We start from the raw sequence: 11,287 nt of genomic DNA, 5'->3' as shown, positions 1-11,287 counted from the left end.
CGGCCTACGTTCCCGGGTACACCACCGGACCTCCGCGGGTCGCGGGCGGATCGCCCCCTCGGAAGTCCGTGACCCGCAGGCTGCGCGCGTGGCGGGGGAGCGACCTAACCTGGAGAGAAGCGTTCGGTGCGTCGCCCGCGAACGGAGCGGTGACCATGACGGTGATCTCGGCGGCTCTCTTCGGTACCGACTGGTGGCAGCCCGCGCTGCCCGGCGGTGCCGAGTTGCTGCGCGAGTGCGCCGCCCGGGGGTGGACGGTCGTGCTGACCGGCCCCGGGCCGGCCGGGGCACCGGCGCTGACCGTGGCCGATCCCGGCGGCGACCCGCTGCGGGCCGCGCTGGAGCTGGTGGACGGCAGACCCTCGCACGCCGTGGCCGTCGCCGGGAGCGTGCGCGACGTACGGGCGGCGCGGCGGGCCGGGGTGCCGTGCGTGGCCCTGGCGGTCGGCCGGGACACCGGCCAGGAGCTGCGGGCGGAGGGCGCGGCCGAGGTGCACCGCGACGCCGCCGCACTGCTGAGCGTCCTGGACGACAGCCTGCTCGCCCGCCCCCGGGCCTTCGGGCCCGCCGGCGCCGCAACAGGCGGCGCCCCGAACGGTTAGCACCAGCCCTTACCGGGCAACCGCCGGGTGTGAACACGTCACCCGAAGTGTCGGAGGTGACCAAGATGGACGGACCCGCGTTGAGCGGATGGGAGCGGCGGCTCCTCGAGGAGATCGAGTCCGATCTGCGCCAGGACACACGGCTCGACCGGAAGCTGAGCACGATGGGCGCCAAGCCGCCCAGCCGGGTCCGGGGCGTGCTTCGCGGCCTCGGGCGCAGGATCTCGGCCGGGGTGGTGCTGACCGTCCTGGTGATGACGGCGATCTGCCTCGGCGTGGGCGTACGGACCCCGGTCACCGCCGTGCTGGTCGCGCTCGGCGTGGTCTGGGTGGCCACGGTGGCGGCCGCGATCGCCGCCTCGGAGCTGCTGCGCCGTCGGCGCACGGCCCGCGGCCGCACCGACGCGGCGGACCCGGCGGAGACCCGGGAACGCCGGGAGCGGCGCCCCTGGGACCGTCCGGAGGCGTGACGTGATGACCACCGACCTGTGGGAGTACCGCCCGGGCTCCCATCCCGCCGCCGACCTCACGCTGGTCGGGTACGAGGTGCATGCCACCGACGGCCCGGTCGGCCGGGTCGAACAGGATGCCGGGGACCACCTGCTGGTCGACGCCGAGCCCTGGGTGCGGGGCACCCGGGTGCTCGTGTCGGCCGGACTGGTCGCCCGGCTCGACCACCTCGACCGGGTCGTCCACCTCGACTGCCCGCGTGCCAGGCTCAGTTCGGCCCCGCCCGCGGCCGTCGACCTGACCGCCCCGCACCCGCGCTGAGCGACCGTGCCATGGGCTGGCCGTCCACCACGCTCACCGGCCGGACGATCGCTTTCCTGGTCGCTCCGTACGGGGCCGAGCAGGTCGAACTGACCGACCCCTGGCAGGCGGTCGCCGAGTCCGGCGGCACCCCACGGCTGCTGTCCACCGCCGAGGGGCGGGTCCGGACAGTCCGGCACCGGACGCCGGGCGACACCTTCGCCGTGGACGCCCTGGTCGCCGGGGCCGACCCGGCCGACTACGACGGGCTGGTCCTTCCCGGCGGCGTCGCCAACCCCGACCGGCTGCGCCTGGACCGCCCGGCGGTCGCCTTCGTGCACGCCTGCTGTGCCGCCGGCCGCCCGGTCGCGGCGATCTGCCACGCGGCCTGGACGCTCATCGAGGCCGACGCCGTGCGCGGCCGCACCCTGACCTCCTGGCCCAGCCTGCGCACCGACCTGGTCAACGCCGGCGCGCACTGGGTGGACGAGCCGGTCCACGTCTGCCGAGACGGGCCCGGCCCGCTCGTCACCAGTCGCAATCCGCACGACCTGCCGCTGTTCGACGACGCCTTCGTGACGGAGTTCGCCCACGCTGCGGCGAAGCGGCCGACGTGAACGCCGGCGACACCGCGCGACCGCAGCCGGCCGTCAGTCGCCCCGGAGGCGGACGAAGGTGGCGGTGGGCGGGCGGCCGGTGAGGGTGAGTTCGGCGCGGAGGGGCGAGGTCAGCGGGTGGACCGGGCCGTGGTCGGGGTCCGTGGTGGGCGGGCCGAGCAGGGGGCGGGCGACCTCCGCGACCTCGCGGGACTGGACCGGGGTGAGCCGCGGGGTGGTCAGGAACACCCGCCCGTCGTCGAGCTGGAGGATCAGCGCCTGCGGGTGGGCGGCCGGGCCGGTGACGGCGCGGACGGTGGCGTCGAGGGTGTCGCTGCGGCGGTACTTGACCCAGACGCGGCCCGCGCCGCGCGGGCGGTACGGGGCGGCGGCGGCCTTGCAGACCAGGCCCTCCACCCCGGTGCCGGCGAGCTGCTCCATCCACTCCAGCGCCTCCGCCCGGTCCGTGGTGGCCATGACCGGCTGGATCGGCGGCGGGACGTCGGCGAGGGCCGCGAGCAGCAGGCGGCGGCGGTCGGTGAGCGGCAGCCGGCGGACGTCGCGGCCGGGCAGCGCCAGCAGGTCGAAGGCGATCAGGCCGAGCGCCACCTCGGGAGCGGCGGCGCGGGCCTGGCGGGTGCGCAGCAGCTCGCCGAAGGCGAACCGGCCGCCGCGCCAGGCGACCAGCTCGGCGTCCAGCACCAGCCCCTCCGGCAGCCGGGCGACGGCGGCGGCGATCGGCGGGAACTCGGGGGCGAGGTCGCGGCCGCTGCGGGACTGGAGGTACGCGAGGCGCTCGCCCCGGGCGAACGCGACGCAGCGGAACCCGTCCAGCTTCAGCTCGTACTGCACGCCCCCGCCGCCCAGGCCGTCGGCGGGCGGGACGGCGGTCACGGCGGCCGGACGCATCACCTCGACGGGCGGGCGCAGCACCTGGCGCGACGGCTCCGGCGGCGGTGGCGCCGCGGGCGCACCGGGCAGCGGCCGGGCCCGTTCCGGGTCCAGCAGCGGGGCGAGCAGGTCGCCGTGCACGGCCAGCCGGTCGGGCACCTCGGCGAGCGTGAAGACCAGGTCCTGCTCGCGGCCGGCCCGTTCCAGCTCTGCCCAGGCCAGCGGGGTGGAGACGGTCGGCAACGGCCGGGCCCGCAGGGTGTACGGCGCGGCGGTGGTCTTCTTGGCGTTGTTCTGCGACCAGTCGACCAGCACCCGGCCCCGGCGGCGGGCCTTGGCCATGGTGTGCACCACCAGGTCCGGGTGCTCGGCCTCCAGGACGGCGGCCAGCGCCTTCGCGTACGCGCAGACCCGGGCACTCGGGGTGGGTTCGATCGGGACCAGCAGGTGCAGGCCCTTGGAGCCGGAGGTCTTCGCCCACGCCGCCAGGCCGTCCGCGGCGAGCCGCTCGCGCAGCAGCAGCGCGACCGTACGGCAGGTCAGCACGTCGGCGCCCTCGCCGGGGTCGAGGTCCAGCACCAGCCGGTCGGCGAGGGCGGGCGCGGCCGCGTGCCACTGCGGGACGTGCAGTTCCAGGCAGCCGAGGTTGGCGACCGCCAGCAGGGCCGCGCCGTCCGCCAGCACCACCTGGCGCAGCTCGCCGGTGTTGCTCGGCACGTCGACCGTGCGCACCCAGTCCGGGGTGCCGGGTGGCGGGTTCTTGGCGACGAACACCTCCGCCTCGACGCCGTCCGGGCAGCGCAGGAAGGAGACCGGGCGGTCGCGCAGGTGCGGGAGCAGCGCGGTGTGCACGGCGGCGTAGTAGCGCAGCACCTCGCCCTTGGGGGTGCCGGTGCGCGGGTAGTACACCTTGTCGAGGTGGGAGAGGGCGAGGGTGCGCCCGTCCACCGTCATCTGCGGCACGGTCCGCCTCCGACGCCTCCGGTGGGTGGCCCCCGCAGCCAGTCTGCCCCGGTTCCCCGAGGCCGACCCGCTCCTCGACGTCAGGCAGCGCCGGGCACAGCGCGCGCAGCCGTTCCACCGGCCGCCTCCGGGGAGCGGGCGACCGGCCGGGGTCGCGGACGGAGACGGGGTTGCTTATGGTGAGGGCGCGGTCACACCGCTTCCGCTCCGACGGCGGGAGCCCGGATGCGCCGCCGGGGGGATGCGGGGGGCCAGCCGGGGGGAACCATCGACGAAGGAGTCCCCGTGACCACTGCCCGAGACATCATGCACACCGGTGCCCAGTGCATCGGCGCCCATCAGACGCTGGCCGAGGCCGCGCAGATGATGCGCGACAAGAACGTGGGCGCGCTGCCGATCTGCGGCGACGACCAGAAGCTGAAGGGCATCATCACCGACCGCGACATCGTGCTGCGATGTATCGCGGAGGGCAAGAACCCGGCCAAGATGACGGCCATGGAGCTCTCCGGCCACCTGCACTGCGTGCGCGCCGAGGACAGCATGGACGTGGTGCTGCGCAAGATGGAGCAGCACCAGATCCGGCGCATCCCGGTGATCGACGGGGACCGGCTGGTGGGCATGATCAGCGAGGCCGACCTGGCGATGGGCCACCGTGACGGCCAGCGGCTCACCGATCAGCAGATCATCGAGTTCATGGACAGCGTCTACATGAAGCAGTGACCGGCTGACGCCCCGCGCGCCCCGTCCGCGCCCGCTTCCGGCCCGGCCGGTCCCCCGTACCGGCCGGGCCCTTCGAGCGTGCCGGGCGGGGCACCGGTGCGTCTTGTACGAATGCGCACGCCTGTGGGGGTGCAGGCCTCAGTCCCCGGTGCTGGTCACCCGCCCGGTGACCCGGTCGGTGACCCGGCCGGCGGCCCGAACGCCCGGAAGGCGCCCTGCGGGGTGAGCGAGACGGCCAACCCGTGCAGCACGCCCGCGTGTTCGGCGATCGTCGCGGTGCGGCGCAGTCCGGCCGCGACCGAGCCGAAGGCGGCGGCGGGAGCGGGGGAGACGGCGTCGGTGAGGCTCATCGTGCCTTCGAAGGCGGGTGCCACGGTGACCACGTCCGTCGGCACCTCCAGCCGTCGCAGCGGCTGCCGCAGGGCCAGCCGGTAGCCGCGGTAGCCGAGGACGTACCCGCGCAGCGGCGCGGCGGGGGTGCCGAGGACCGTCCCGGGCGAGGTGGTGGGGAGCGTGTTCCGGGTCATCGCAACTCCCCTGCTCGGCCTGGCGGGTGGCATGCACCGGCCATGGTAGGCGGCGCCGGCCGGCCTCCGGGAGGCTTCGTGCGACCCCGGGTGACGGGCTGTCTCAGGGGCCGGATCCTTCTTTCCTGCCGGTCGAGATGCGGGCACAATCGCGCACATGGGAAAGCAGTACGAATGCATCGACGGTCGGCTGCGCCGGTTCATCGAACGCCAGCCGGTGTACTTCGTGGCCACCGCCCCGCTGGACGCCGACGGGCACGTCAACCTCTCGCCCAAGGGGCGCTCCGGGACGCTCGCGGTGATCGACGAACTCACCCTCGCCTACCTTGACTTCGGCGGCTCGCAGGCCGAGACCGTCGCCCACCTGCGGGAGAACGGCCGGATCACCCTGATGTGGTGCGCCTTCGAGGGCCCGCCGACGGTGGTGCGGGTGCACGGGCGCGGCGAGCCGGTCTTCCGGGACGACCCGAGGTTCGCCGGACTGCTCGGCCACTTCGACCCGGCCGCGGACGGCTCCGGCCTGCGGGCGATCGTGCTGGTCAGGGCCGAGCGGGTCAGCGATTCCTGCGGGTACGCGGTGCCGTTCATGGACTACCGCGCCGACCGTGACCTGCACGCCCAGTACTTCGACCGCAAGGACGAGGAGGAGTTCGGCGCCTACTGCGAGCGCAAGCCGCTGGTCGGCACCAGCATCGACGGCCTGCCGGCCGTCCCGCTGCCGCTTCCGCCGCGGCCGTCCTGACGGTCGCACGTTCCCGACGGCCTGTCAGCCGACCGGATCGGGGCCGGGGATCGCCGGCTCCTCCGGATCGGAGACCGGTACGGACCCCACCCCGGCGTACACCTCGTGGGCGTTCAGGGCGCCTCCGGCGGAACGCGACGAGGCCGCCGCCCCCCGAACCGCTGTGAGGCCGCCCACACGGTCGACAGCGCGTGACGGAACCCCGGCCGCCGGTGCCGATTCCGTCACCCCGGCCGCCGGCCCGGGTGGCCCGCACCACAGCCCTCACCCGGAGTGCCCCCTGCCCCCACTCCCGGTGGCGGGCATAGCCTCGGCCCCATGAGCAACGACAGCGATGCAGCGGACACGGCGGACGCGGGAGAGGCGGCCGCCGGTACGGGTGGGGCGGCGGCGGCCGGCACAGGAGGGGCTGCCGCGGCGGGGGCGCCGACCGGCGCCGAGGAGTACGAGGCCGCGGCCGCGCCCACGGGCTTCGAGCTCGGCACCGACGGCCCCAAGGTGGTCCTGGCCGGTCTGGACGGCTCCGACTCCTCCTGGCGCGCCACCGCCTACGCCGCCGGACTGGCCCGCCGGCAGGGCGCGGTCCTCGCGGTGGCGTACATCCAGCCGATCCTCGGCGCCGCGACCGCCCTGGCCGGGGCCGCGGTGGCGGAGACCACCCAGGAGATCGCCGAGGAACTGCTGACCGCGCTGCGCGAGGCCGAGCACCGGGTGCGTGAGGTGTGGAAGGTGGAGTGGCGCTTCCTGACCATGCGCGGCGACCCGTACACCGGCCTCGCCAAGCTCGCGGACGAGCTGCGCGCCGACGCCGTGGTGGTCGGCGTCTCCGAGCAGGCCGGGCACAAGGTGATCGGTTCGGTGGCGGTCCGGCTGGTGAAGGCCGGCCGCTGGCCGGTCACCGTCGTGCCGTAGCCCGCGGCCGGGCCGGGCCGTGTCGGCCCGGCCCGGCCCTCAGCGCCGGAGCGCTTCGACGGGCTGGATACGGGCGGCGCGCCAGGCGGGGTACGCCCCGGCGAGGAGGCCGGTGAGCAGCCCGACGAGGGGCGCCAGCACCAAGGTGACCGGTTCGATGACCGGGGTCCAGTCCCGGGCGAGGACGACCCCGATGACCGTGAGCACCCCGAGTGAGGTGCCGATCAGTCCGCCGAGCAGACCGAGGCAGGCCGACTCGGTCAGGAACTGGGCGGTGATGTGGCGGCCGCGCGCACCGAGCGCCCGGCGCAGGCCGATCTCCCCCGTGCGTTCGAGCACGGCCACCAGCGTGGTGTTGGCGATCCCGACCGAGCCGATCACGAGGCAGATCCCGGACAGCAGGAGGAAGAGCTGGCCGAGGTCGGTGGTCACCGAGGTGCGCAGGTTTCTCGGGTCCGGGGGAGGGACGACCTTGAAGTGCTCCGGGCGGGCGGGATCCAGGGCGAGGGCGGTCTCCTGGGCGATCTGCTGGGCGGCGCCGATCCGCGTGGAGATGATCATCTTGGCCCGTTCGCCGACCGGCGGTCCCCAGAGCATCGCCGCGGTTCCACGGGGGACCACGACGGAGAGCAGGAGATCGCTCTTGCGCTGGACGTCGTCGACGATCCCGATGACCGTGAACGGCTTGCCGGCGATGAGGACGGCCGGCTGGACGTCGAGCGTGGTGATGCCCAGCCGGTCGGCGATGCCGGCGCCGATCACGGCCACCGGCTGTCCGGTCGAGTCGTGCCAGGAGTCGAAGGTACGGCCCTGGGCGACTCGGGGTTCCGCGGCGGTCAGTACCCCGGCCGAGGCCGCCACCACCTGGACCCGCTCTCCGCCGGCCGCGTCGCCGACCGGTGCCGAACGCACGGTGGCATCGGCCAGCCGTACGTTCCAGAAGACCCCGGCGGCCTTGACCCCGTTCAGGCGCTGGATGCGGGCGTCCGCGTCGGCGGGAAACGACAGGGGCGTGGATTCGGCGGCGTCTCCGACGTCCTCGACCGACACCTCGGGGGCGGTCAGCACGTTGAAGTGCGCGTCGACCTGGGACGACGTGGTTGCGGCCAGGCCGAGGACGGCCACGAACGTCCCGACGCCCAACACGGTGCCGAGGCCGGTGAGCACGGCGCGCGCCGGGCGTTGGACCAGCCCTGCGAGCGCCTCGGAGAACAGGTCCCGCGCGGACAGCCGGGACGGCGGGCAGACACGTAGCGCGTGGCGCCGCGCACGCGGGCTCATCGGGCGGCCGGTTCGGTCAGCGCGCCGTCGCGGATGGTCAGGGTGCGCTGACCGCGGGCCGCCACCTCGGGATCATGGGAGATGAGAATGATCGTCATTCCATGGGAGTGAAGCTCGTCGATGAGACCGAGCACGGATTCGGCCGTCACGGTGTCCAGGTTCCCGGTGGGTTCGTCGCACAGGAGCAGCGAGGGACGTCCGATGAGGGCCCGGGCGATGGCCACACGCTGGCGCTCGCCACCCGACAGCTTTCCCGGGAGGGCGTCGAGACGACTGCCGAGACCCACCCGGACGAGCGCTTCGCGGGCCTGCTCGTGCCGGGCGGCATGGGCCTGGTGACCGTGCTCCCTCGTGTAGAGCATGGCGAGGGCGACGTTCTCGGTGGCGGAGCGGTGCGGCAACAGGTGGAAGGACTGGAACACGAAGCCGATCCGGCTGCCGCGAAGAGCTGTCCGGTCGCGGTCCGACAGGGCCGCCGTGTCGATGCCGGCCAGCAGGTACCGGCCGGTCGTCGGGGTGTCCAGCAGACCGGCGATGTTCAGGAAGGTGGACTTGCCGGAACCGGAGGGGCCGGTCACGGTGACGTACTCGCCGTGGCGGACGACGAGGTCGCAGGCCTTGAAGGCCTCGACCGGCGGCGAGCCGTCGTAGGTCAGCCCGACGCCGCGGAACTCGACGGCGGGCGCCGTCACCGCGCACCGGCCCCGGGCCCGGCCGCCGGCGCCTTGACCCCGACGATCACCTGGTCGCTCTCCCGCAGCGATCCGTCCGACATCGGGCGTACCTCGACGTTGCCGCCGCCCGCGGTGCCGGTGCTCACCTCCACCCGTCGGCGCTGTCCGCCGTCGGACACCGTGACCACCGTCCTGCCGTCGGCCGTGGCGGACAGGGCAGACAGCGGCACCGTCAGCACCGGGCCGGCCGAGGACGCGGCCACGATCGTCAACCGGACGTCCTGGTTGGCCAGTTTGAAGTCGAGCGGTTCATCGGGTTGGACGATCAGTTGGAACCCGGGGCCGCTCGGTGTGTTCGCCGGACCCGCGGCCGGCTTGGACCCGGCCGCGCCGCCTGCCCCGCCGCTCGTACCGCCCGCCCCGGCCTCCGGCTGACCGTCCATGCTGTCGGCGACCGAGGTGACGGTGGCGGACGCCTTGGCCCCGGTCAGTTCGGAGAGGATCTCGACCTTCTGGCCGGGCTGGACGAGTCCTCGATCGGAGGCGGTCAGGCTTCCCCGGACGACGAGCGCGCCTGCGGACAGCGCGAGCACCTTGCCGCTGACCATGCTGCCGACCTGACCCGCGACGCTCTCGACCCGGGCCGGGAAGCTCGGGAGGAAGACCAGCTCGGTGGCCGGCACCATGGGGCCCCGGGCCGCCTCGGCCTCGGCCAGTCTGGCCCGCAGACGTGTCAGGTCCTCTGCGGCCCGGGTGACCTGCTTGGTGGCGGCGGCCGGCTCCGGTCCGACCCCGTCGGAGGGCCGCCCGGAACCCGCGCGGCCCCCGGCTCCGGCCGGCGGAGCGGAGCCCGTCCCGCTCACCGTCCTGTCGGACGCCAAGGCCTCCCTGGCGTCTGACAGGACGCGCTCCCCGGCCGTCACGGCGTCCTTGGCGGCGGTGACACGGGCGTCACCGTCCGGGGACGACGGAAGAGGATCGTAGCCACGGGCCGCGTAGAACCCCGCGACCGCGGACTTCGTCGCTGCGCCGAAGGTACCCGGGACGTCGTCGGAAGACGGGAACCCGGCCTGGGCCAAGGCCTCCTGAAGCTGCTTCACATCAGGGCCCTTGGTGCCGGGCTTGAGGTCCCGGTAGACCGGAAGCTCTCCCTGGAGGGCGAAGACCGGCCGTCCGGCCACCTCGAGCACCGGGGTCGCGGCCGTCACCTCGGCGCCCGCCTTCAGCGGCAGTCTGGTCACGACCGGGATGGCGCCCGCGCCCGTGCCGGCTCCGACCGGTGCCACGTCGACGGACCGGCCGGCGGTCACCTGGCCTCGGGTGACCACCGTCGAGGTCAGCACCCGCCACTCGACCCGTGCGGTGAGGACGTCGGGCGCCGGCGGCCCGGTCTCGGCAGCGGCCTGTGCCGGCGACTTGATGACCAGCGAGGCCGCGGCACCAGCTCCGGAGAGCACGACCGAGACCAGCGCGGTGGCGATCAGGACGGATCGCCGACGCGAGTTGGCGGGCATGGGCTTCTTTCGATGGTGAGGCCGAAACGGCTCGTCGGGTGGGTCGGTGGGCAGGCGAACAGACGGGTCGGTCTCGGGCAGGGAAAAGCGGGATGCGGTGCTAGGACGCCGAAGCACAGAAGCGCGGAAACCGGACAGATGTGGCATCCATCGAGATGCAGATCGGTGCGAAGACTTCGGGTCGACCGGCCTGATGAGCGGCCGTCGGGCGGTGTGGAAATGGACCCTACGCCTCCTGACCTTCCGTCAGCAGAGCAATGGCGGGAAGCAATCATGTGATCTGCGCCACTCTTGACGATCTCTTGGGTTGAAGCAAGCATGTCCTTTGGCCAACCCGGGGGGATGTCGCTTCGGTTCGTCATGTGACTGAACCGGCAGGCCAGTTGATATCGGGTGCGAATCACCCCCGATCTCTTCTGATGCCGTCTCCTCGGTTCCTGGAAACGCCGGCGCGAAGCCGGAAGAAACGTCTCGGAAGGAGTGGCATGAATCGCAGACTGGCCGCCGCGCTCACCACGGGAGCCGCCGCGCTGGCGACCGTGGCGTCGATCGTCCCGGCGCACGCCATCGAGTACAAGTCCGACACCTGCGAGTACGGGGACAAGTCCTACTGTTTCGCGATCTTCTACAACTCGACGAACGCGGGAGGGGTTTCCACCAGCCCCTGCTACCTGTCGAGTATGAGCATCGACGACCACTACGGGGTCAATTCCCCGAACGGGAACATCATCACGCTCTACCAGTTCGGCTACTCCGGCCAGTGGATCCGGAGCAACCTCGGCGGATCGCACTGCGAGAATGCCCCGGGCAGCGGCCAGGCGCTCAAGAACAACGCGGCGTCCGTGGTGAACGGCGACGCCTGGGCCAGCTACACCGTCTTCTACAACTCGAACTTCAACGGAACGGCGCAGACCTTCAGCCCGAACTCGGGCGGCAACCTCATCTCCAAGCTGCACAACAACAACGCTTCGCACCGGCGTAACGGCTGATGCAGTCACGGGAGTCCCGAGGGCTCCGCAGGGCGCGCCGCACCGCGGCCATCACGGCGATCGCCGTGCTGGCCGTCGGTGCGGCGGGTTGCGGAAAAGACTCGGAACCAGAGAGTGGGGGCGCGC

At 73.6% G+C, this 11,287-nt stretch carries 13 protein-coding genes and 1 pseudogene; 8 read left to right on the top strand and 6 right to left on the bottom strand.

Annotated features, from left to right (window positions below):
* Positions 1 to 155: 155 nt before the first annotated feature.
* The 4 genes from AB0O11_RS18415 to AB0O11_RS18400 all read left to right on the top strand — a co-directional run bounded on the left by AB0O11_RS18415 (position 156) and on the right by AB0O11_RS18400 (position 1,969).
* Positions 156 to 602: a hypothetical protein gene (locus AB0O11_RS18415; protein WP_363387596.1), complete on the top strand. Its 447-nt coding sequence runs from the start codon at positions 156 to 158 to the stop codon at positions 600 to 602.
* A 65-nt stretch (positions 603 to 667) separates the two neighbouring features.
* On the top strand, positions 668 to 1,072 hold the full coding sequence (locus tag AB0O11_RS18410; RefSeq protein WP_363387639.1) for a hypothetical protein: 405 nt from the start codon (positions 668 to 670) through the stop codon (positions 1,070 to 1,072).
* 4 nt (positions 1,073 to 1,076) lie between these two features.
* A complete protein-coding gene (locus AB0O11_RS18405; RefSeq protein ID WP_363387593.1) occupies positions 1,077 to 1,373 on the top strand; it encodes a PRC-barrel domain containing protein in 297 nt (98 codons plus the stop codon).
* Between the two features lie 11 nt (positions 1,374 to 1,384).
* Entirely contained in the window at positions 1,385 to 1,969 is a 585-nt protein-coding gene (locus AB0O11_RS18400; protein ID WP_363387590.1) for a type 1 glutamine amidotransferase domain-containing protein, read from the top strand.
* Positions 1,970 to 2,002: 33 nt separating this feature from the next.
* Here AB0O11_RS18400 and AB0O11_RS18395 read toward each other — a convergent pair whose 3' ends face one another.
* Positions 2,003 to 2,857 carry a DNA ligase gene (locus tag AB0O11_RS18395; protein WP_363387637.1) on the bottom strand — a complete coding sequence of 285 codons (855 nt, stop codon included), beginning with the start codon at positions 2,855 to 2,857 and terminating at the stop codon, positions 2,003 to 2,005.
* A 66-nt stretch (positions 2,858 to 2,923) separates the two neighbouring features.
* Positions 2,924 to 3,793 (bottom strand): annotated as a pseudogene (gene ligD, locus AB0O11_RS18390) (non-homologous end-joining DNA ligase); the annotation flags it as partial.
* A 294-nt stretch (positions 3,794 to 4,087) separates the two neighbouring features.
* Here ligD and AB0O11_RS18385 point away from each other — a divergent pair.
* On the top strand, positions 4,088 to 4,522 hold the full coding sequence (locus tag AB0O11_RS18385) for a CBS domain-containing protein (protein WP_363387587.1): 435 nt from the start codon (positions 4,088 to 4,090) through the stop codon (positions 4,520 to 4,522).
* Between the two features lie 155 nt (positions 4,523 to 4,677).
* Here the strand turns inward: AB0O11_RS18385 and AB0O11_RS18380 are convergent, their stop codons facing one another.
* Positions 4,678 to 5,049, bottom strand: a complete 372-nt coding sequence (locus AB0O11_RS18380) for a hypothetical protein (protein WP_363387585.1) — start codon at positions 5,047 to 5,049, stop codon at positions 4,678 to 4,680.
* 157 nt (positions 5,050 to 5,206) lie between these two features.
* On the opposite strand from AB0O11_RS18380, the gene AB0O11_RS18375 reads away from it, so the two are divergent.
* Both AB0O11_RS18375 and AB0O11_RS18370 read left to right on the top strand, forming a co-directional pair.
* On the top strand, positions 5,207 to 5,791 hold the full coding sequence (locus tag AB0O11_RS18375) for a pyridoxamine 5'-phosphate oxidase family protein (RefSeq protein WP_363387582.1): 585 nt from the start codon (positions 5,207 to 5,209) through the stop codon (positions 5,789 to 5,791).
* 498 nt (positions 5,792 to 6,289) lie between these two features.
* The gene (locus AB0O11_RS18370; RefSeq protein WP_363387634.1) at positions 6,290 to 6,703 is read left to right on the top strand and encodes a universal stress protein; all 414 of its coding nucleotides are present in this window, start codon (positions 6,290 to 6,292) and stop codon (positions 6,701 to 6,703) included.
* 39 nt (positions 6,704 to 6,742) lie between these two features.
* On the opposite strand, the gene AB0O11_RS18365 is transcribed toward AB0O11_RS18370, so the two are convergent.
* Genes AB0O11_RS18365 through AB0O11_RS18355 form a run of 3 tightly spaced genes read right to left on the bottom strand, consistent with a single transcriptional unit; the run spans position 6,743 to position 10,172 of the window.
* Positions 6,743 to 7,984, bottom strand: coding sequence for an ABC transporter permease (locus AB0O11_RS18365; RefSeq protein ID WP_363387579.1), 1,242 nt, complete (start codon positions 7,982 to 7,984; stop codon positions 6,743 to 6,745).
* A complete protein-coding gene (locus AB0O11_RS18360; RefSeq protein ID WP_363387576.1) occupies positions 7,981 to 8,676 on the bottom strand; it encodes an ABC transporter ATP-binding protein in 696 nt (231 codons plus the stop codon). Before AB0O11_RS18360 ends, AB0O11_RS18365 begins: the two co-directional genes overlap by 4 nt.
* The gene (locus AB0O11_RS18355; RefSeq protein WP_363387574.1) at positions 8,673 to 10,172 is read right to left on the bottom strand and encodes a peptidoglycan-binding protein; all 1,500 of its coding nucleotides are present in this window, start codon (positions 10,170 to 10,172) and stop codon (positions 8,673 to 8,675) included. Before AB0O11_RS18355 ends, AB0O11_RS18360 begins: the two co-directional genes overlap by 4 nt.
* Before the next feature lie 485 nt (positions 10,173 to 10,657).
* On the opposite strand from AB0O11_RS18355, the gene AB0O11_RS18350 reads away from it, so the two are divergent.
* Entirely contained in the window at positions 10,658 to 11,161 is a 504-nt protein-coding gene (locus AB0O11_RS18350; RefSeq protein ID WP_363387571.1) for a hypothetical protein, read from the top strand.
* The last annotated feature ends 126 nt before the right edge of the window (positions 11,162 to 11,287 follow it).

This window comes from Kitasatospora sp. NPDC093102 (assembly GCF_040683915.1).
Lineage (GTDB): Bacteria > Actinomycetota > Actinomycetes > Streptomycetales > Streptomycetaceae > Kitasatospora.
The sequence above is the reverse complement of the archived record's forward strand: the minus strand, read 5'-3'. Positions and strand labels throughout refer to the sequence as shown.